General features: G+C 69.8%; 21 protein-coding genes and 1 riboswitch. Of the genes, 11 read left to right on the top strand and 10 right to left on the bottom strand.

Going from position 1 to position 19,468, the window contains the following annotated elements:
* The first annotated feature begins 117 nt into the window (after nucleotides 1-117).
* The 3 genes from BLW09_RS13165 to BLW09_RS13155 are packed head-to-tail and all read left to right on the top strand — an operon-like array spanning nucleotide 118 to nucleotide 2,749.
* Nucleotides 118-1,044 carry an ABC transporter ATP-binding protein gene (locus BLW09_RS13165; protein ID WP_089913475.1) on the top strand — a complete coding sequence of 309 codons (927 nt, stop codon included), beginning with the start codon at nucleotides 118-120 and terminating at the stop codon, nucleotides 1,042-1,044.
* On the top strand, nucleotides 1,041-1,922 hold the full coding sequence (locus BLW09_RS13160; protein WP_089913472.1) for an ABC transporter permease: 882 nt from the start codon (nucleotides 1,041-1,043) through the stop codon (nucleotides 1,920-1,922). The genes BLW09_RS13165 and BLW09_RS13160 overlap by 4 nt, the downstream gene beginning before the upstream one ends.
* On the top strand, nucleotides 1,919-2,749 hold the full coding sequence (locus BLW09_RS13155) for an ABC transporter permease (RefSeq protein ID WP_089913469.1): 831 nt from the start codon (nucleotides 1,919-1,921) through the stop codon (nucleotides 2,747-2,749). The genes BLW09_RS13160 and BLW09_RS13155 overlap by 4 nt, the downstream gene beginning before the upstream one ends.
* 110 nt (nucleotides 2,750-2,859) lie before the next feature.
* On the opposite strand, the gene BLW09_RS13150 is transcribed toward BLW09_RS13155, so the two are convergent.
* A complete protein-coding gene (locus tag BLW09_RS13150) occupies nucleotides 2,860-4,254 on the bottom strand; it encodes an MFS transporter (protein ID WP_089913467.1) in 1,395 nt (464 codons plus the stop codon).
* 167 nt (nucleotides 4,255-4,421) lie between these two features.
* Between BLW09_RS13150 and BLW09_RS13145 the strand changes: the two genes are divergently transcribed.
* From BLW09_RS13145 to BLW09_RS13125, 5 genes are all read left to right on the top strand, one after another.
* Nucleotides 4,422-4,850: a DUF2269 family protein gene (locus BLW09_RS13145; RefSeq protein ID WP_089913464.1), complete on the top strand. Its 429-nt coding sequence runs from the start codon at nucleotides 4,422-4,424 to the stop codon at nucleotides 4,848-4,850.
* Between the two features lie 96 nt (nucleotides 4,851-4,946).
* A complete protein-coding gene (locus BLW09_RS13140; protein ID WP_089913461.1) occupies nucleotides 4,947-5,303 on the top strand; it encodes an ArsR/SmtB family transcription factor in 357 nt (118 codons plus the stop codon).
* On the top strand, nucleotides 5,300-5,782 hold the full coding sequence (locus BLW09_RS13135; protein WP_089913459.1) for an SRPBCC family protein: 483 nt from the start codon (nucleotides 5,300-5,302) through the stop codon (nucleotides 5,780-5,782). The genes BLW09_RS13140 and BLW09_RS13135 overlap by 4 nt, the downstream gene beginning before the upstream one ends.
* A gap of 37 nt (nucleotides 5,783-5,819) precedes the next feature.
* Nucleotides 5,820-6,458 (top strand): dihydrofolate reductase family protein, encoded by a 639-nt coding sequence (locus BLW09_RS13130; RefSeq protein ID WP_089913456.1) that lies wholly within the window; start codon nucleotides 5,820-5,822, stop codon nucleotides 6,456-6,458.
* Nucleotides 6,455-6,862: a VOC family protein gene (locus BLW09_RS13125; RefSeq protein ID WP_089913453.1), complete on the top strand. Its 408-nt coding sequence runs from the start codon at nucleotides 6,455-6,457 to the stop codon at nucleotides 6,860-6,862. The genes BLW09_RS13130 and BLW09_RS13125 overlap by 4 nt, the downstream gene beginning before the upstream one ends.
* Before the next feature lie 37 nt (nucleotides 6,863-6,899).
* Here the strand turns inward: BLW09_RS13125 and ribH are convergent, their stop codons facing one another.
* From ribH to BLW09_RS13100, 5 genes are all read right to left on the bottom strand, one after another.
* Complete coding sequence (gene ribH / locus BLW09_RS13120; protein ID WP_089913450.1) at nucleotides 6,900-7,376, bottom strand: 6,7-dimethyl-8-ribityllumazine synthase; 477 nt, start codon at nucleotides 7,374-7,376, stop codon at nucleotides 6,900-6,902.
* Nucleotides 7,373-8,674: a GTP cyclohydrolase II gene (gene ribA / locus BLW09_RS13115; protein WP_089913448.1), complete on the bottom strand. Its 1,302-nt coding sequence runs from the start codon at nucleotides 8,672-8,674 to the stop codon at nucleotides 7,373-7,375. Before ribA ends, ribH begins: the two co-directional genes overlap by 4 nt.
* Nucleotides 8,671-9,300, bottom strand: coding sequence for a riboflavin synthase (locus tag BLW09_RS13110; RefSeq protein ID WP_089913445.1), 630 nt, complete (start codon nucleotides 9,298-9,300; stop codon nucleotides 8,671-8,673). Before BLW09_RS13110 ends, ribA begins: the two co-directional genes overlap by 4 nt.
* A 5-nt stretch (nucleotides 9,301-9,305) precedes the next feature.
* Complete coding sequence (ribD, locus tag BLW09_RS13105; RefSeq protein WP_089913442.1) at nucleotides 9,306-10,412, bottom strand: bifunctional diaminohydroxyphosphoribosylaminopyrimidine deaminase/5-amino-6-(5-phosphoribosylamino)uracil reductase RibD; 1,107 nt, start codon at nucleotides 10,410-10,412, stop codon at nucleotides 9,306-9,308.
* A 72-nt stretch (nucleotides 10,413-10,484) separates the two neighbouring features.
* Nucleotides 10,485-10,638: riboswitch (FMN riboswitch) on the bottom strand.
* 67 nt (nucleotides 10,639-10,705) lie between these two features.
* Entirely contained in the window at nucleotides 10,706-11,731 is a 1,026-nt protein-coding gene (locus tag BLW09_RS13100) for a sugar-binding transcriptional regulator (protein ID WP_089913439.1), read from the bottom strand.
* Between the two features lie 144 nt (nucleotides 11,732-11,875).
* Between BLW09_RS13100 and BLW09_RS13095 the strand changes: the two genes are divergently transcribed.
* From BLW09_RS13095 to glpK, 3 genes are all read left to right on the top strand, one after another.
* Nucleotides 11,876-13,615, top strand: coding sequence for a glycerol-3-phosphate dehydrogenase/oxidase (locus tag BLW09_RS13095; RefSeq protein WP_089913436.1), 1,740 nt, complete (start codon nucleotides 11,876-11,878; stop codon nucleotides 13,613-13,615).
* A 132-nt stretch (nucleotides 13,616-13,747) separates the two neighbouring features.
* Nucleotides 13,748-14,524 carry an MIP/aquaporin family protein gene (locus BLW09_RS13090; protein WP_089913434.1) on the top strand — a complete coding sequence of 259 codons (777 nt, stop codon included), beginning with the start codon at nucleotides 13,748-13,750 and terminating at the stop codon, nucleotides 14,522-14,524.
* A 72-nt stretch (nucleotides 14,525-14,596) separates the two neighbouring features.
* Nucleotides 14,597-16,117: a glycerol kinase GlpK gene (gene glpK / locus BLW09_RS13085; RefSeq protein ID WP_089913431.1), complete on the top strand. Its 1,521-nt coding sequence runs from the start codon at nucleotides 14,597-14,599 to the stop codon at nucleotides 16,115-16,117.
* A 113-nt stretch (nucleotides 16,118-16,230) separates the two neighbouring features.
* Here the strand turns inward: glpK and BLW09_RS13080 are convergent, their stop codons facing one another.
* The 4 genes from BLW09_RS13080 to BLW09_RS13065 are packed head-to-tail and all read right to left on the bottom strand — an operon-like array spanning nucleotide 16,231 to nucleotide 19,467.
* Nucleotides 16,231-16,986, bottom strand: coding sequence for an HAD family hydrolase (locus BLW09_RS13080; protein ID WP_089913427.1), 756 nt, complete (start codon nucleotides 16,984-16,986; stop codon nucleotides 16,231-16,233).
* The gene (locus tag BLW09_RS13075; protein WP_089913423.1) at nucleotides 16,983-17,576 is read right to left on the bottom strand and encodes a GNAT family N-acetyltransferase; all 594 of its coding nucleotides are present in this window, start codon (nucleotides 17,574-17,576) and stop codon (nucleotides 16,983-16,985) included. Before BLW09_RS13075 ends, BLW09_RS13080 begins: the two co-directional genes overlap by 4 nt.
* Complete coding sequence (gene trpS, locus BLW09_RS13070; RefSeq protein ID WP_089913421.1) at nucleotides 17,576-18,586, bottom strand: tryptophan--tRNA ligase; 1,011 nt, start codon at nucleotides 18,584-18,586, stop codon at nucleotides 17,576-17,578. The genes BLW09_RS13075 and trpS overlap by 1 nt, the downstream gene beginning before the upstream one ends.
* A gap of 44 nt (nucleotides 18,587-18,630) precedes the next feature.
* On the bottom strand, nucleotides 18,631-19,467 hold the full coding sequence (locus tag BLW09_RS13065) for an exodeoxyribonuclease III (protein WP_089913419.1): 837 nt from the start codon (nucleotides 19,465-19,467) through the stop codon (nucleotides 18,631-18,633).
* Nucleotide 19,468: the final 1 nt, after the last annotated feature.

Raw genomic sequence — 19,468 nt, 5'->3', positions numbered from 1 at the left:
GTCGGGGCGGGTGTTTTCCGCTCACTCCGAAGGTACTTCGTGTGAACTGCCTGTTTGCTGACATCGCGTGCCGTTGCCCCCTCCGAATGTCCGTGGTCGCGGCTACAGTGCTGAACTATGCCGACGCCCGTCATCGCCGCCCGTGATCTGGTCAAGAAGTACAAGGACTTCCCGGCCGTCGACGGCATCAGCTTCGAGGTGGAGCCGGGGGAGTCGTTCGGGCTGCTCGGGCCGAACGGCGCGGGCAAGTCCACGACGATGCGGATGATCGGCGCGGTCTCCACGCGCACGGCCGGCTCGCTGAGCATCCTCGGTCTCGACCCGGACACCTACGGTCCCGAGATCCGGTCGCAGCTCGGCGTCGTGCCGCAGGCCGACAACCTCGACACCGAGCTGCGCGTGCGCGACAACCTCATCGTGTACGGGCGGTACTTCGGCCTGCCGTCCTCCCGCGTGCGCGCGCGGGCGGACGAACTCCTGGCCTTCGCGCAGCTCGAGGACAAGGCGAAGGCGAAGGTCGACGACCTCTCGGGCGGGATGAAGCGGAGGCTGACCATCGCCCGCGCGCTGATCAACGACCCGCGCATCCTGCTTCTCGACGAGCCGACGACCGGGCTCGATCCGCAGGCGCGCCACATCCTCTGGGACCGCCTGTTCCGCCTGAAGGAGCAGGGCACCACTCTGGTGCTGACCACGCACTACATGGATGAGGCCGAGCAGCTCTGCGACCGCCTGGTCGTCGTCGACAAGGGCACGATCATGGCGGAGGGCTCGCCCGCGGCCCTGATCCGCGCGTACTCGACCCGGGAGGTGCTCGAGGTCCGGTTCGGCTCCGAGCGCAACGCCGAGGTCGCGGAGCGGCTCGACGGCATCGGCGACCGCATCGAAGTGCTGCCCGATCGCATCCTCGTCTACAGCGACGACGGCGAGGCCGAGCTCGTGCGGATCGTCGAGCGCGGGCTGCACCCGCTGACCAGCCTGGTGCGCCGGTCGAGCCTCGAGGACGTCTTCCTCCGCCTCACCGGACGGAGCCTGATCGAATGAGCGTCGCCGTCGGCTCCGCCGGGGGAGCGGCAGGCGACCCCGGCCCAGAGGCCCGCGCCGAGGCGCGGCAGGCGCTCGCCGCCGCCGTCCGCCCACGCCGCTTCGGCGCCTGGTACGTGGCGGAGCACCGCTTCCGGGTGATGCGCTCCTACCTGCAGACCGTGCTGGTCACGGGGTTCGGCAACCCGCTGCTCTACCTGCTCGCGATGGGCCTCGGTCTCGGCTCGCTGGTCAGCGCCAATCTGGGACCGAACGCGGTCGACGGCGTCAGCTACCTCGCGTTCGTCGCGCCCGCGCTGCTCTGCACGGCGGCCGTCACCGTCGCGAGCGAGGAGTTCACCTACCCGATCATGCTCGGCTTCAAGTGGAATCCGACGTTCTTCGGCATCAACGCGTCGCCGATCGCGCCCGGCCAGATCATCGACGGCGTCGTGATCGCGGTCGTCGCGCGCATACTGGGAACCAGCGCCATCTACTTCGCCTTCATGGTGATCTTCGGGGCGGTGCCGAGCCCGTGGGGCTGGGTCAGCATCCTGGTCGGAACGCTCGGCGGTCTCGCGTTCGGCGCGCCCGTCATGGCGTACGTGGCGACGCTGGAGCAGGACACCGGCCAGATCGCCATGCTGATGCGGTTCGTGCTGCTGCCGATGAGCCTGTTCTCCGGCACGTTCTTCCCCCTGTCGTCCATGCCGCTCTCCCTGCAGTGGATCGGGTGGATCTCGCCGCTCTGGCACTCGACCGAGCTCAGCCGGGTCTTCACGTACGGGATGAGCGAACCGCTCTGGCTGTCCGCCGTCCACGTCGTGTACCTGGTCGCGCTCTTCGTCGCGTTCTGGCTGTGGAGCCGGCGCATCGCCGCGAGGAGGCTGAACAAGTGACCGCGACGGATCAGCGGCTGGCCGCATCCACTCCGCGTCCGCGGGCGTTCCGTGCGCTCTACGCCGGCAACGCGCGCTCGGTGATGCAGCGCGGCTGGTCCGCGACGCGCAGCACCAACTGGCTGGTGATCGTCTCGGGCTTCTTCGAGCCGATCTTCTACCTGCTCTCCCTCGGCATCGGCTTCGGCGCCCTCGTGGGCGTTGTGCAGACCTCGTCCGGGCAGACCGTGCCATACGCGGCGTTCATCGCTCCCGCGCTGCTGGCGACGGCGGCGATGAACGGCGCCGTGTACGACTCCACCTGGAACGTGTTCTTCAAGATGCACTTCGCCAAGCTGTACGAGGGGATGCTGGCCACCTCGCTGGGGCCGCTCGACGTGGCGCTCGGCGAGATCCTGCTGGCCCTCCTCCGCGGGGCGCTGTACGCGCTCGGCTTCATGCTGGTGATGCAGGCGCTCGGTCTGAACCTGTCGTGGTGGGCGCTGCTCGCCCTCCCCGCCGTCCTGCTCATCGCCTTCGGCTTCGCGAGCTTCGGGATGGGCATCACCAGCTACATGAAGACGTTCCAGCAGATGGACTGGATCAACTTCATCCTGCTGCCGATGTTCCTGCTCTCGGCCACGTTCTACCCGATCACCGTGTACCCGGAGCCGGTGCAGGTGATCATCAAGGCCCTGCCGCTGTGGCACGGCGTTGAGCTGGTCCGCGGCCTGACCACGGGCATGGTCGACCCGGGGATGCTGTGGCACGTGCTGTACTTCCTGGTCATGATCGTGCTCGGCCTCATCCTGACCACCCGCCGCCTGCGCGCCCTCTTCCTCGACTGAACGGCGAGAGCCGCCGAGCGGCGACTCGTTGCGCGAATCCGTGACGGATTGCGACGAGATGTCACCACTCGACGGCTCGAGCGAGAGGGGAGAAGGAGAGGGCGGAGGGGTCAGCTCACGTTCTCGGTGAAGTCGACGTCGCGCGTCTCCTTCGACAGCAGGAGGGCGATGAGCGTCAGCACGCCGGCGAGCGACAGGTAGACGCCGACCCAGACCGTGCTGCCGTCCGCGAGGGTCCACAGCCACACCGCGATCGTCGGCGCGACGGCCGCGCCGAGCACGCTGGACAGGTTGTAGGCGATCGCCGAGCCCGTGTAGCGGACGTTCGTCGGGAACAGCTCGGGCAGTTCCGCGCCCATCGGCCCGAAGGTGAGTCCCATCAGCGTGAAGCCGATGATGAGCAACGCCATCGTGCCGACCGTGCCGCCCGCGAACAGCGGGACGAACAGCAGCCCGAACACGATGATGCCGAGCGTGACCCAGATCAGCGTCTTCCGGCGGCCGAAGCGCTCGGCGAGCGGCCCGGCGACCAGCGTGAAGATGCCGAAGAACACCACGCCGATGATGAGCATGACGAGGAAGTCGTTGCGGCTGTACCCGAGGCCGGGCACGAAGCTCGCCGCGGCGAACGGCTTGCCGGCCTTCTCGGCTGCGGCCTGCGCCTGCGCAGCGGTCGAGGCGGTGGTGCCGTAGGTCAGCGTGAACGCGGTCATCAGGTAGAACAGCACGTAGGTGGCCAGCATGATGAAGGTGCCGAGCACGATCTGCCACCAGCTGGTGCGGAAGACGCGCGCGAGCGGGAGTTTGGCGACCTCGCCGCTGTCGACGACCTCCTGGAACGCCGGGGTCTCGACCAGCTTCAGCCGGACGTAGAGCCCGACGATGACGAGCACGGCGCTCAGCAGGAACGGGATGCGCCAGCCCCAGGCGGCGAACGCGTCGGCGGAGATCGTCAGGCTCAGGATGAGGAACAGCACGTTAGCGACGATGAACCCGATCGGGGCGCCCAGCTGCGGGAAGGTCCCGTAGATGGCGCGCTTGCCTGCAGGGGCGTTCTCGGTGGCGAGCAGCGCGGCGCCGCTCCACTCACCGCCGAGCCCGAGGCCCTGGCAGAACCGCATCACGACGAGCAGGAAGGGCGCCCAGAACTCCCAGCCCGGCACCTGCGCGGTCGGCAGGCAGCCGATGAGCACGGTGGCGACGCCCATGGTGAGCAGCGAGCCGACGAGGGTCCCCTTGCGGCCGATCCTGTCGCCGAAGTGGCCGAACAGGATGGAGCCGACGGGACGCGCGATGAAGGCGACGCCGAATACGGCGAACGACGCCAGCAGGGCGGTCGTCGGGTTCTCGTTCGTGAAGAAGAGTGCCGGGAACACCAGCACGGCGGCGGTCGCGTAGACGTAGAAGTCGTAGAACTCGATCGACGTGCCGATGAGGCTGGCCAGGATGACGCGCCCGCGAGTGTTCGCGGGCGCCGGGGTGGTGACGGGTGCCGTCGTAGACATGCGTGTGAAGAGCTTCCGGTGGAGACGAGAGAGGCCACATGGCGTGCGCGGCGTCGGTCGGGCGGAAGGCGCGCGTGGGCGGGGGTGGAAAGCGCTTGTGGCGCACCTTCTACCCTATGCGGCCTCCGCGTGGCCCGCCGAATCGGCCCGGTCGCTACGCTGAGGGCATGGAAACACTCTTCGCCGTGCTGCACGTCGTCACCGCCGTCTTCATCGTCGGGCCGATGGCCATCCTTCCCATGACGGCGATGCGCGCCGTCCGTGCGGGCGACGCCCGTCAGGTCGAGACGCTCGCGAAGTCGACCAACCTGCTGTCGCTGCTCTCCCTGCTGGTGGTGCTGTTCGGGTTCGGCGTCGTGGGCCTGGCCGATAAGAAGTACGACCTCAGCGTCACGACGCCGTGGATCCTCTGGTCGCTCATCCTCTATGTCGTCGCGCTGGCCCTGACCCTGTTCGTCGTGGTCCCGGCGATGCGCCGGGCCGCCGAGGCGCTGCGCGACGGCACGGCGTCCCGGTACCCGCAGATCGCCGCGGGGTCGGGGGTTGCGAGCCTGCTGCTGCTCGCCGTCGTCGTGCTCATGGTCTGGAAGCCGTAGAGGCATCCCCGCGCTGCGCGCTCGGCTCTTGACGCCGGGCGCGCATTCTTCTACTGTTGTATTCAACAAAGCGGTTGATAAAGAAAGTGGTTGAGTATGCAGGCTGAGGACGGTCTCGACGCGGCGTTCGCGGCGCTGGCGGATCCGGTGCGACGGGCGATCATCGCCCGCCTCAGCCGGGGCCCGGCGACGGTGAACGAGCTGGCGGAACCGTTCGACATCACCCTGCAGGCGGTGTCGCGGCACATCGGCGTGCTCGAGGCGGCCGGCCTGGTCTCGCGAACGCGCGAGGCCCAGCGCCGCCCGGTGCACCTCGACGCGGCCGCGCTCGAACGCCTCACCTCCTGGATCGACCGCTACCGCCTCGAGGCGGAGTCGCGCTACCGCCGCCTCGACGCCGTCCTCACCACACATCAGACCAGCGACGCCCCGAACAGGGAGAAGAGATCATGAGCAACCCCGTCGTCATCGAAGCCGTCCCGGGCACCTCGTACGCCGACCTCACGCGAGAGTTCGACGCGCCCGTCGCGGCCGTCTTCCGCGCACACACGGACCGCACGTCGTTCGCCGAGTGGATCGGTCCCCGCAGCCTCACCACCACCATCACGCAGTGGGACGTCCGCACCGGCGGCGGCTACGCCTACGAGCAGCGCGACACCGACGGAGCCGTCTATGCGTTCCGCGGCGTGTTCCACAGCGTCGTCGAGAACGAGCTGATCATCCAGACCTTCGAGTACGTCGGGATGCCGGACGAGGTGGCCCTCGAACTCATGCGCTTCGAGGAGCTGCCGGACGGCCGCTCCCGGCTCTCCTCCCGGTCGGTGATGAGCTCGCGCGAAGCGCTCGAGAGCATGATCGAGAACGGGATGGAGTACGGCGTCCGCGAGGGATACGAGAAGCTCGACGAGCTGCTGCTCCGCCAGGGCGCGTGAGGCAGCCGGGTGCCCTGACGACGGAGGAGACGAAGACATGGCACTGACCTACCTGCACGCGGTGGCATCGCTCGACGGGTTCATCGCCGCCGACGACGATGACGTCGGGCCGCTGCACGACTGGTATTTCGACGGCGACCATCCGCTCGAGGTCGAGGACCACCCCGAGGTGCACAGCGGCCCGTTCCGGGTCTCCGCCGCCTCCGTGGACTACGTCAGCGGGATGTGGTCGCGACAGCGCGCGCTCGTCATCGGCCGCAGGCTCTTCGACCTCACCAACGGGTGGGAGGGGCACCCGCCCGCGAGCGAGCACGTCGTCGTGGTCTCGCACCGGCCGAAGCCCGACGGCTGGCACCCGGAGGCGTCGTATCACTTCGTCGACTCGGTGGAGCGGGCGGTCGCGCTCGCCCAGGAGCTCGCCGGCGACGGCGAGGTCGGCGTGACCGCTGGCGACATCGGCGGTCAGGCCCTGGCGCTCGGGCTCATCGACTATGTGGCCATGGATCTGGTGCCCGCGGTCTTCGGCAGCGGGAAGCGCTACTTCGGCTCGTTCACGGGTGGACCGCTCGTGCTCGACGACCCGGACATCGTGATCCCGGGCGAGCGGGTGCTGCACCTGCGCTACCCCGTGCGCCGCGGGCCCGCCGCGCAGAGCACCGACCAGGAGGAATCATGACGAACCCTACACCGCCCGTCCCCGCCGGGGCGATGATGCTCGAACTGGTGATGCTGCCGGTCGCCGACATCGACCGCTCGCTCGCGTTCTACCGCGATCGGGTGGGCTTCACGCTGGACGTGGATGTGGGGCCGGCGGAGGGCGTCCGCGTCGTTCAGCTGACGCCTCCCGGCTCCTACTGCTCGGTCACGATGACCACCGGGATCGGGCAGGCGCCGCTCGAGCCCGGCTCCGTGCGGGGACTGCACCTCGTGGTCGCCGACATCGAGGCGGCGAGGGCCGCACTGGTCGAGCGAGGCGTCGACGTCTCGCCCGTCCAGGACATGGGCGGAGTGTTCTACGCCTGGTTCGCCGACCCCGACGGGAACACCTGGGCGCTCCAGCACATGCCCTGGCGGGCATAGACCGGAGCGCCCGGGCGCCGCGGCGCGTCGAGGTGCGTCAGCCGCGCAGCGAACGGAGGGTGAGCGCAGTCGCGAGTGCCGCGTGCGCGGCCTCAGCGCCCTTGTCCTCCTGCGAGTCCGCGAAGCCCGCGCGGGCGAGGCCTTGCGCCTCATCGTCCAGCGTGAGGACGCCGAACCCGACCGGCTTGCCGGTGTCGATCGCGACGCGGGTGAGGCCGTCGGTCGCGGCGGCCGACACGTACTCGAAGTGCGGTGTGCCGCCGCGGATGATCACGCCGAGCGCGACGACGGCATCCGCTCCCGCCTCCAGCGCCGCCTTGCTGACGACGGGCAGCTCGAAGCTGCCGGGCACGCGGACGAGCGTGTGGGTCGCGCCCGCCGCATCCAGCGTCCGCTTCGCGCCGGCGATGAGGCCGTCGCTGATCGTCTCGTGCCAGGTTCCGGCGACGATGACGACGTTCAGGCCGCTCCCGTCGATCCGCTCCTCCGCGTTCGGGGCTCCGGCTCCGCTCATCGTGCAGTCCTCTCCGCCGCGAGTCCCGCGGCCGTCTCGGTGGCCGGGGACACCGTGTCGATGTCCCCGATCGCGTGACCCATGCGGTCGCGCTTGGTCTCCAGGTAGCCCTCGTTGAAGGCGCCGACGCCGACGACGAGCGGCACGCGCTCCTCGACCTCGATGCCGTGCTCCTCGAGCTGGCGCACCTTCTCCGGGTTGTTGGTCAGCAGGCGCACGGACTCGATTCCGAGGTCCTGCAGGATGGCGGTGGCCGCGCCGTAGTCGCGGGCGTCGATCGGCAGGCCGAGGGCCAGGTTGGCGTCGAGCGTGTCGAGCCCCTCCTCCTGCAGCTTGTACGCGCGCAGCTTGTTGATGAGCCCGATGCCGCGGCCCTCGTGCCCGCGGAGGTAGACGACGACGCCGCCCTCCCGCTGGATGGTGTCGAGCGCGGCGTCGAGCTGCGGGCCGCACTCGCACTTGAGCGAGCCGAACGCCTCGCCGGTCAGACACTCGGAGTGGACGCGGATGAGCGTGCCGTCGCGCTGCGGGGTGCCCGCGACGATCGCGACGTGGTCGGCGCCCGTCATGCGGTCGCGGTAGGCGCGCATCCGGAACGGCCCGTGCGTGGTCGGAACCGTCGTCTCGACCTCGAAGATCACGCGGGAGGTCTCCGGGATGGGCGCCACCGTCTCCAGCGGCTGGTCGCAGTGGAACTCCTGCAGGTACGCGATGAGCGCCTCGATGGTGACGACGAGCACGCCCTCGCGCTGCCCGAGCTCGATCAGGCCGGGGAGGCGCATCATCTCGCCGTCGTCGGCGACGATCTCCGCGATCGCCCCGACCGGGGTCATCCCGGCAAGCTTGAGCAGGTCGACCGCGGCCTCGGTGTGCCCGTCGCGCTCGCGGACGCCGCCCTCCACCGCGCGCAGGGGCAGGATGTGCCCCGGCCGGTGCAGGCTCGACGGCGTCGAGTCGAGGTTCGCCAGCACGCGGAGGGTGTGGGCGCGGTCGGCGGCGCTGATCCCGGTGGAGAGGCGGTCCGCCGCATCCACGCTGACCGTGTAGTTGGTGCCGCGGGAGTCCTCGTTGTTGGCGACCATCACCGGCAGTTCCAGGCGGTCGGCGATCTCATTCGTCATCGGCGCGCAGATGAAGCCGGACGAGTTCTTCACCGTCCAGGCGATCCACTCCTGGCTCGCGAGCTCGGCGGCGAGGACGACGTCGCCCTCGTTCTCGCGGCTCTCGTTGTCCACGACGATGACCGGCCGGCCGGCGCGCAGCTCCTGGAGGGCCTCGGGGATGGTGGCCAGGCTCATGATCCGCTCCGTTCGCTCAGTGCCGGTTCGAGCGCGAGCATGCGCTCCACGTGGCGGGCCAGGATGTCCGTCTCGATGTTGACCCGGTCGCCGACGACCCGGTCGCCCAGGGTCGTCGCGGCCAGTGTCTCGGGGATGAGGGAGACCTCGAACCAGCCGTCCTCGCGCCCGCCGCCCACGGCGCTGACCGTGAGGGAGACGCCGTCGATCGCGATCGATCCCTTGCGTGCGACGAGCGGCGCGTGCTCGGGGTCGAGGCTCAGCCGCACGACGCGCCAGGCGCTTCCGTCGGTGATCGCCAGCACGGTGGCCGTGCCGTCGATGTGGCCCTGGACGATGTGGCCGCCCAGGCGGTCGCCGACCTGCGCGGCGCGCTCCAGGTTGACGCGGCGGCCCGGCTGGACGCCGTCGAGGGTGCTGATCGCGAGGGTCTCGGCCATCACATCCGCCGTGAACGTCTCCGCGTCCTTGCCGATCACCGTCAGGCACACGCCGCTGACCGAGATCGAGTCGCCGTGCTTGGCGTCGCTGACGGCGAGCGGACCGCGCACCGTGACGCGGGCGGCGTCCTCGCCGTGCTCGACGGCGATGATCTCGCCCAGCTCTTCGATGATTCCGGTGAACATGGTGGTCAGCCCTCCTGGCCTGTGGAAATCGGGGATGTGGGGACGATGTCGGCACCGTCCGCGTCGACGCCCTCATCGGCGGGGCGGGATGTGCGGCGCGCGCCGTCAGCGATGGGGACCGCGCGGATGAGGAGGTCGCCGCCGAGGCGCTCGACGTCGATCACGCGCAGGCGGCGCTGGTCGGCGATGGTCTCGACCCCGATGTCGCCGAGGGCGACCCGCGGGCCGCCCAGCAGCGTCGGGGCGAGGTAGATCGCGTACTCGTCGACGAGGCCGGCGGCGACGAAGGCGCTCGCCAGCGTCGGGCCGCCCTCGACGTAGACGCGGCGGAAGCCGCGCTGGTGCAGGTCGGCGACCGCCTCCTCCAGGTCGTGCGTTCCCTCGAAGATCACAGGGTTGGGGTGGCGGAACACCACGGCGTCCTTCGGGATGGCGCGGGTGCCCACCACGACGGGCGTCGGCTGGGTGCCCAGGAGCTCGCCCGCGTCGCCCCGCGCCGTGAGGCTCGGGTCGTCGGCGAGCACGGTCCCGGTGCCGACGACGATCGCGTCGGACGCCTCCCTCTGCTCATGCACACGCTGCCGGGCCGCGGCTCCGGTGATCCACTTGCTGGTGCCGTCGGCGGCGGCGGCCCGCCCGTCGAGGCTGCTCGCCCACTTGACGACGATGTAGGGCCGGCCCAGCCGGGCGGCAGTGAGCCAGTCGCCCAGGAACGCCTCGATCTCGTCGCGCAGCACGCCGCCGATCACCTCGACGCCGGCCTCGCGGAGCCGCTCGGCCCCGCCGCTGGAGTGGTGGCCCGGGTCGTCGGTCCCGTAGACGACGCGCGCGACGCCGGCCTCGATGAGCGCGACCGAGCACGGACCGGTGTGGCCCCAGTGGTTGCACGGCTCGAGCGTCACGACGGCGGTGGCCCCGCGGGCTCCGCCCTCGGGGAGCCGGCTCAGCGCATCCACTTCGGCGTGCGCCGTGCCGACGCCGCGATGCCAGCCCTCTGCGAGGACACGGCCGTCGGCGTCGAGGATCACGCAGCCGACCCTCGGGTTCACGCCGGTCGCGGGACCGTTCGCGGCGAGCTCGAGCGCCGTGCGCATGGGGGCTTCCCACGTCATCCCGTTGCCATCCTGTCTCTCGTCGAGACGTGTCGCCGGGGTCGCGTGGGCGCCAGCCCATACGGGCTGCCCACCGTGCTTCCTCCCATCCGGACTGAGCGGGCCGGCTCTCGCCTGCACGCATTACCGTCGGTGCCGGAATTCCACCGGCTCAGCAGGGCGCCTGGGCGTCCCGCTCGCGGACTGTCACCGCCGGTTCGGACTTTCACCGACCCCGGAGCACGTATTTCGTTGTCGAGTCTAGATCAACGCGCCCTGACGCGGTCTATTCCCGGAGGGGGCGCGACGCCGCGTTACGCGGCGGCAGCGGACCGCGGCTCGCCGGCAGGCTCGACGGGCATGGGCTGCGTGAGCTGCACGAGCGCCCGCGCCGTGCCCTCGTCGACGATGAGGTCGGTGATCAGGCCCGCGGCGAGAGCGCCGCGGAGGCTGTGCACCTTCGAGGGACCGGACACGATGCAGACCCGGCGCGGGACCCGCTTGATCAGGTCGATGTCCGGACCGCTCGCGCGCTCGTTCAGCGGGATGCCGTGATGGCTGCCGTCCTCGCGGAAGAACACGGTCGCGACGTCGCCGACGACGCCGGAATCGTCGAGCGATGCGTAGTCCGCCTGGTCGAGGTAGCCGCCCGCGTAGACGTGCGACCGGACCTCCGAGAACGGGGAGCCGAGGCCAAAGATCGCCACATCCATCCGCTCCTGGATGTCGAGGATGCGCCGGGTGCTGCGCTCGCGCCACATCGCGATCTTGGTCTGCGGGTCGTCGAACAGCGCGGGGACCGGGAACTCCTGGATCGTGCCGGAGTAGGTGTCGCCGAAGCGGCGGAGGATCTCGGACGCGTAGAGCACGCCGGTCGTGTAGGTGTTGCCGGCGCCGTTGAGCTGGACGAACTCGACGTTGTGCAGCTCCTTCGGGATGAGGTGCCTGCTCAATGCGCTCATGGTCGAGCCCCACGCGATCCCGACGGTCTGGTTGGAGTCGATGAACCGGTCGAGAATTCGTGCAGCGGAGATCGCGACGCGCTCCAGCCGGTCGACGTCGCTGATCGCGCTCGGCATGGGCACGATGTGCGCCGCGATGCCGAAGCGCTCGTGGATCGTCTGCTGGATGCGGCTCGCGCCTTCGTGCGGCTCGGCGATCTGGATGGTGACCAGACCGGACGACCGCGCATAGCTCAGCAGCCGGGAGACGCTGGAGCGCGAGGTGTGCATCTCGTGCGCGATGGCCTCCATCGTGAGGTCCTGCATGTAGTACAGGTGGCCCGCCTTGAGGGCGTCGCGGACCTTGTCGGGCAGATGCTCGGTCTCGGGCTGGGGCATTCGGGGCCTCTTTCTCCTCCGGCACGTTCGCTTCACGCGGATCGGGGGGTGTGCACGTATGTGCATCGAGCTTGATCGAAGTTGTGCCGACACGAAAACTATAGCTGCAGCACCACCCGACACCAGCAGAAAGCAGGAAAGACCGTGACGACGAAGTCGACCACCCGCACCGAGGTCCAGCGCCTCCGCGAACGCCCGCGAGCACAGGTGCTCGTCGTCGGCGGCGGTATCAACGGACTCGGCACGTTCCGCGACCTCGCCCTGCAGGGCGTCGACGTCGTCCTCGTCGAGCGCAACGACTTCGTCTCCGGTGCGTCCGCGGCCTCCAGCCACATGATCCACGGCGGCATCCGCTACCTCGAGAACGGCGAGTTCCGCCTCGTCAAGGAGTCGGTGACGGAGCGCAACGGCCTGCTGAAGATCGCGCCGCACTACGTCAAGCCGCTCGAGACCACGATCCCGATCTTCTCCACCTTCTCGGGTATCCTCGCGGCCCCGCTCCGCTTCCTCACCCACAAGCAGGGCAAGCCGAAGGAGCGCGGTGCGTTCCTCATCAAGACCGGCCTGACCATCTACGACTCCTTCTCGCGCGACGGCGGCTCGGTGCCGCGGCACACCTTCCACGGCCGGAAGAAGTCGCTCGAGATCCTGCCGGCGCTGAACCCGGACCTCAAGTACACGGCGACCTACTTCGACGCCTCCGTGCACGACCCGGAGCGCCTCGCCCTCGACGTCCTCTCCGACGGTCTCGCCGCCGGCCCGCACGCCCGTGCGGTCAACTACGTCGAGGCCATCGGCGCCCGCGACGGCGGCGTGCTGGTGCGCGACCGCGAGACCGGCGAGGAGTTCACGATCACGGCGGACGTCGTCGTCAACGCCTCCGGTCCGTGGACCGACCTGACCAACGAGGCGCTCGGCCAGGAGACGCGCTACATGGGCGGCACCAAGGGCTCGCACATCGTGCTCGACAACCCGGAGCTGCTGGAGGCCTGCCAGGGCCGCGAGATGTTCTTCGAGAACAACGACGGCCGCATCGTCCTCATCTACCCGCTCAAGGGCCGCGTCATGGTCGGCACGACCGACATCGACGCGGACATGTCGGAGCGCGCGGTCATCACCGAGGACGAGATCGACTACTTCATCGAACTGGTCTCGCACGTTTTCCCAGGCATCCCGGTCACCCGCGAGCAGATCGTCTACACCTTCTCCGGCGTCCGTCCGCTGCCGCACCACGACGACACGGCCCCCGGGTTCGTGTCGCGCGACTACCGGATCGTCCCCGGCACGGTCGCCGGCCTCGGCGACACCACGGTGCTCAGCCTGGTCGGCGGCAAGTGGACGACGTTCCGAGCACTCAGCGAGCACCTCGCCAACGAGACGCTGAAGGCGCTCGGCGCGACCCGCACCGTCGAGACCCTCGGGCTGCCGATCGGCGGCGGGGCCGGCTTCCCGACCACGCCGCAGGCGGAGCGCGACTGGATCGCCCGGTACGGCGCGGATGTCGGCGACGAGCGCGCCGCCACGCTGCTGCACCGCTACGGCACGAAGGCCACGTACGTCATCGACGCGATCGCCGGCTGGGACGGGGACGACGTCCCGCTCGCCGCCGCTCCGACCTACTCCCGTGCGGAGATCGACCACGTCGTCCGGAGCGAGCACGTCGTGCACCTCGACGACGTGTTCCTGCGGCGCACGAGCCTGGCGTTCACCGGCGCGGTCAGCCTGCCTCTGGTGCACGAGATCGCCGAAATAACGGCAAACGCGCTCGGATGGTCGCCAAACCGCCGTGCGGAGGAGGAAGATTCGTTCGTAGCGGACCTCGCCGACGCCCACCGGGTGCAGTTGAAGTCGGGGGACGGGAGCGAAGCCGCGGCGCTTCGATAATGCACGAACGTGCATGACACGGTTCTTGTCAAGGTGAGCGTGCCCGCAATAGCGTTCACATGCCCACCCTGACAAGAGCCACACCAGAACGCACGACAGGGTGCGGGTCAACTGAACAACTGGAAGGTCAACGTGGACAATATCGGTGTAGATTTCCTGTCCGAGCTGGTAGGCACAGCGATGCTGGTCCTGCTCGGTACCGGTGTCGTGGCGAACGTCGCCCTCATCAAGAACAAGGGCTTCAACGGCGGGTTCCTGATGGTCAACTTCGGTTGGGGCATCGCGGTGTTCTCGGGCGTCGTGGTCGCCTACAACTCCGGAGCGCACCTCAACCCGGCAGTCACCCTCGGCCTCGTGGCCAACGGCGCGAAGACGTTCGGCTCGGCGGCAGCGCACACGCTGGTGCCGGTCAACTTCATCACCGTGCTGCTGTACATCCTGGCTCAGCTGATCGGTGCCATCATCGGTGCGATCCTGACCTTCCTGGCGTACAAGAAGCACTTCGACGAGGAGCCGGACCCGGCCAACAAGCTCGGTGTCTTCTCGACCGGCCCGGCCATCCGCAGCTACGGCTGGAACCTGGTCACCGAGATCATCGGCACCTTCGTCCTGGTGTTCGTCGTGATCGCGTTCGGCCACCAGCCCGGCCAGGCCGCCGGCCTCGCCGCGCTCGGCGCTCTGCCCGTCGCCCTCCTCGTGATCGGCATCGGCGCCAGCCTCGGTGGTCCGACGGGGTACGCCATCAACCCTGCCCGTGACCTCGGTCCGCGCATCGCTCACGCCATCCTGCCCATCAAGGGCAAAGGCTCGAGCGACTGGTCGTACTCGTGGGTCCCGATCGTCGGCCCGATCATCGGCGGTCTGATCGCCGGCTGGCTGGCGCTGCTGCTCCTCCCGCTCATCAAGTGACATCGGGGGCCGGCCGGGAGCCATCCCGCCGGCCCCTCCCCGTTCCACCCCCAAAGAACAAAGGAGTTACCTATGGCCGACTACGTCGTCGCCATCGATCAGGGCACGACCAGCACCCGGGCGATCATCTTCGACAAGTCCGGGTCGATCGTCTCGACCGGACAGCTCGAGCACGAGCAGATCTTCCCGAAGGCCGGCTGGGTCGAGCACAACCCGGTCGAGATCTGGAACAACACCCGCGAGGTCATCGGCCAGGCGCTCTCCAAGGCGGACCTGACCCGCCACGACATCGCGGCGGTCGGCATCACCAACCAGCGCGAGACCGCGGTGGTCTGGGACAAGAACACCGGCGAGCCGGTCTACAACGCGATCGTCTGGCAGGACACCCGCACCCAGCCGATCGTCGACCGCCTGGCGGCCGACGGCGGCACGGAGCGCTTCAAGGACATCGTCGGCCTGCCGCTGGCGACCTACTTCTCCGGCACGAAGATCGTGTGGATCCTGGAGAACGTCGAGGGCGCCCGCGAGCGCGCCGAGGCGGGCGACCTGCTGTTCGGAACGACCGACACCTGGGTGCTCTGGAACCTCACCGGCGGCCCGGACGGCGGCGTCCACGCGACGGACGTGACCAACGCGTCCCGCACGCTGTTCATGGACCTCGAGACGCTGAGCTGGCGCGACGACATCCTCGAGGTGTTCGGGGTGCCGAAGTCGATGCTCCCTGCCATCAAGAGCTCGTCCGAGGTCTACGGCCAGGTCGAGGCGTCCAGCCTCCTCCGCGAGGTGCCCGTCGCGGGCATCCTGGGCGACCAGCAGGCCGCGACCTTCGGCCAGGCCGCGTTCGACACCGGCGAGTCCAAGAACACGTACGGCACGGGCAACTTCCTCATCTTCAACACGGGCGAGGAGATCGTCCACTCGAAGAACGGTCTGCTGACGACCCTCGGCTACAAGCTCGGGGATGCGGCGCCGCACTACGCGCTGGAGGGCTCGATCGCGGTCACCGGCTCGCTGGTGCAGTGGCTGCGCGACAACCTCGGGATCATCTCCAGCGCACCGGAGATCGAGGAGCTGGCCAAGACGGTCGACGACAATGGCGGCGCCTACTTCGTGCCGGCGTTCTCCGGACTGTTCGCGCCGTACTGGCGGGCGGACGCGCGAGGCGCGCTCGTCGGCCTCACCCGGTACGTGAACAAGGGCCACATCGCCCGCGCGGTGCTCGAGGCCACGGCCTTCCAGACCCGCGAGGTGCTGGATGCCGTCAACGCCGACTCCGGCGTCGACCTCACGGAGCTCAAGGTCGACGGCGGCATGATCGCCAACAACCTGCTCATGCAGTTCCAGGCCGACATCCTGGGCGTCCCGGTGATCCGTCCGGTGGTCGCGGAGACGACGGCCCTCGGCGCCGCGTACGCCGCCGGCCTCGCGGTCGGGTTCTGGTCGGACCTCGACGACCTGCGCAAGAACTGGCAGGAGGACAGCCGCTGGACGCCGAACATGGCGCCGGAGGAGCGCGACCGTCAGATCCGTCTCTGGAAGAAGGCCGTCACCAAGACCTTCGACTGGGTCGACGACGACGTGCGCAACGCCTGAGCCGTTCCCCTCGAAGCGCCGTCCGGCATCCGCCGGACGGCGCTTCGCCGTTCGCCCGCCGACCTGGTTGCCACGACGCGCCGTCCCGGCGCTCTCGCCGACGGCGTGTCGCGTCAGCTCGATGCCGGCGGTGCGATGCGCGTCAGCAGCGGGGCCAGGTCGGCCAGGGTCGGGATGATGTGCACAGCGGCGGCGACGGCGTCGCGCTCGTCGTCGGGGGACGGCACGGCGTTGCGCCGGTTGAGCCACACCCCGGTGAGCCCGGCCCGGGCGGCGCCGATCGCGTCCGTCCTCAGCCGGTCGCCGACGTAGGCGGCCTGGTCGGGGCGGACCCCGAAGGCATCGCACGCGAAGCGGAAGATCGCGGCGTCGGGCTTGGCGACCCCGACCTCCCCGGACGCGATCAGGTGGTCCATGCGGGCGTCGAGGCCGACCGCCTCCACCTTCCGGCCCTGGAAGGCCAGGTCGCCGTTCGTGATCAGGCCGAAGCGGACCCCCGGGAGGGCCGCCTGGAGTGCATCGAGCGCCGGCACCGCGTCGTCGTGCAGCGACCACGCGGCGACGTAGTGCTCGAAGTAGTCGGCGAACCAGGCGCTTGCCTGCGCGTCGTCGAGCTCGACGCCGTGCCGGGCGGCGAAGTCGCGGGCGCGCGCCCGGCGCTGCCCCTCGAAGTCGAGGTCGCCCGCGAGGTAGGAGTGGTAGTGCTCCTCTTCGAGGTCGTGCCAGAGGGTGACCACCTCGTCCGCCTCGGCCGTCCCGTAGGGCGGGCCGAGGGTCTCGGCGTAGCGCAGGATGCCGGCCTCGACGGCGGCGCGATGCGCGAACAGCGTGTCGTCGAGGTCGAACAGCACGACCCGGAGGTCGCTCACGCGGGTGCCTGCACGTACGAGACGTCCGGCCAGTCGCCCGCCGCGCGTCCGGCGTCCGCCGGCAGAAGGGTGCCGCGCCACTCGTCGAACCGCTCGCCGCGCTGCTCGGCCCCGCCCGGGACGATGCCGTCCCAGCGGAAGCCGGCGCGGCGGGCCACGGCGGCGCTGGCGGCGTTGCCCGCCAGCGCGCGCCACACCAGCCTCCGCAGCGCGAGGCCGTCCGGTGCCGGTGCGAAACCGTAGCCGATCACCAGCGCGGCCGCCTCGGACATGATGCCGTGCCCGCGTGCCTCCGGCGCCATCCAGTAGCCGATCTCGCCCTGGTGCTCGTGGATGTCGCCGATGCTGATCATGCCGACGAGTGCGCCCTCCGCCCGGACCGCCCACGTGCAGACCCGGCCGCTCGCCCAGCCGTCCGGGACGACGCTGGTCACGAATCCCACCGCGTTGTCGCGCGTGTACGGCGACGGCACGGTCGTCCAGCGGGCGATGGCCGGGTCGGCGCACACCTCGGCGATCCGGTCGACATCCGCGTGGCCGGGCGTCGAGAGCGTCACCCGCGCCCCCGTCAGGACGACCGGCGCCGGCATCAGCGGGCCCGTCTCAGCAGACCGATGCGGTCGTACGCCTTCTCGAGCGTGCCCTCCGCCACCTCGCTCGCGCGCTGCGCGTTGGTCGCGAGGATGCGGTCGAGCTCGCCGGGGTCGGCGAGCAGGTCGAGCGCGCGCTTGCGGACCGGGGCGAACTCCTCGACCACCACCTCCACGAGACCCTTCTTGAAGTCGCCGTAGCCTTTGCCCTCGTACTCGACCTCGATCGACTCGATCGTGCGGCCGCTCAGCGCGGAGTAGATGGAGAGCAGGTTGGAGATGCCCGGCTTGCCCGCGCGGTCGAACGACACGACGCCGTCCGTGTCGGTGACGGCGCGCATGATCTTCTTGCGGGTCACCTCCGGCTCGTCCAGCATCCAGATGATGCCCGCGCCCGACTCCGCCGACTTCGACATCTTCGACTCCGGGTTCTGGAGGTCGTAGATGCGCGCGCTGTCCTTCAGGATCATCGCCTGCGGAACGACGAACGTCGGGCCGAAGCGGCCGTTGAAGCGCTCGGCGAGGTCGCGCGTGAGCTCGACGTGCTGGCGCTGGTCGTCGCCGACGGGCACGACCTCCGCGTCGAAGAGCAGGATGTCCGCCGCCATCAGCACCGGGTAGGCGAACAGCCCGACCGAGGTCGCCTCGGCGCCCTGCTTGGCCGACTTGTCCTTGAACTGCGTCATGCGCGACGCTTCGCCGAAGCCCGTGATGGTGTTGAGGATCCAGGCCAGCTGGGCATGGGCGGGCACGTGCGACTGCACGTAGAGGGTGGATGCGGACGGGTCGATCCCGGCCGCGATGTACTGCGCCGCGGTGCGGCGGGTCTTCTCGCGCAGCTCGGCCGGGTCCTGCGCCACCGTGATGGCGTGGAGGTCGACCACCGAGAAGAACGCGTCGTGCGTGCTCTGGAGCTCCTTCCACTGCAGGAGCGCTCCGATGTAGTTGCCGAGGTGCAGCGAGTCGGCCGACGGCTGCATGCCGGAGTAGAGGCGGGGGAGTGTCGTCATGGTTCTGCTTTCGAAATCTGGAGGGATGCGGATGCTTCGGGCCGTCAGAGCGCGTAGTCGACGACCACAGGCGTGTGGTCCGACCATCGCTCGTCGTAGGCGGCCGCGCGATCGACCGACCAGCCCGTGACCCGCTCCGCGAGTGCGGGGGTCGCCAGCTGGTAGTCGATGCGCCATCCGGTGTCGTTGTCGAACGCCTTCCCGCGCCACGACCACCACGTGTACGGCCCGTCGACCTCGCCCGCGTGCTTGCGGACGATGTCGACCCAGCCGAGTCCGGCTCCGTCGTTGTACGCCGGGTCGCCCTCGGCGCCGAGGATGCGGTCGAAGTACTCGCGCTCCTCTGGCAGGAAGCCGGCGCGCTTGACGTTGCCCTTCCAGTTGCGGATGTCGAGCGTGCGGTGGCCGACGTTGAGGTCGCCCATCACCACCGCGAGCTCATTGTGCTTCTGCAGCTCGGGAAGCCGCGCCTCCATCGCGTCGAGGAAGCGGTACTTCTCGGTCTGCTTCTCCGTGCCCGCCTCGCCGGAGTGGACGTACGCGCTGACGACGGTGATCACCGTTCCGGCGACCTCGTAGTCGGCCTCCAGCCAGCGGCCCGCGCTGTCGAACTCGCTCGGGCCGAGCTCCACCCGGTGGATGGACGCGCGGTGCCTGCTCGCGATCGCGACGCCGGCGCGACCCTTCGCGGTGGCCGGGTCGTGGACGATGTCCCACTCGTCGCCGAGCAGCCCCTGGAGGTCTTCGGACGAGGCCCGCACCTCCTGGATGGCGAGGATGTCGACGTCGCGCCCGTCGAGCCAGGCGCCCATGCCCTTGCGGAAGGCGGCGCGGATGCCGTTGGCGTTGATCGTGGCGATGCGCAAGCGACTCGAGGGCATG

This window comes from Leifsonia sp. 21MFCrub1.1, assembly GCF_900107895.1.
Lineage (GTDB): Bacteria > Actinomycetota > Actinomycetes > Actinomycetales > Microbacteriaceae > Leifsonia > Leifsonia soli.
Note: the sequence above shows the minus strand (reverse complement) of the source record. Positions and strands in the feature narration are given on the sequence as shown.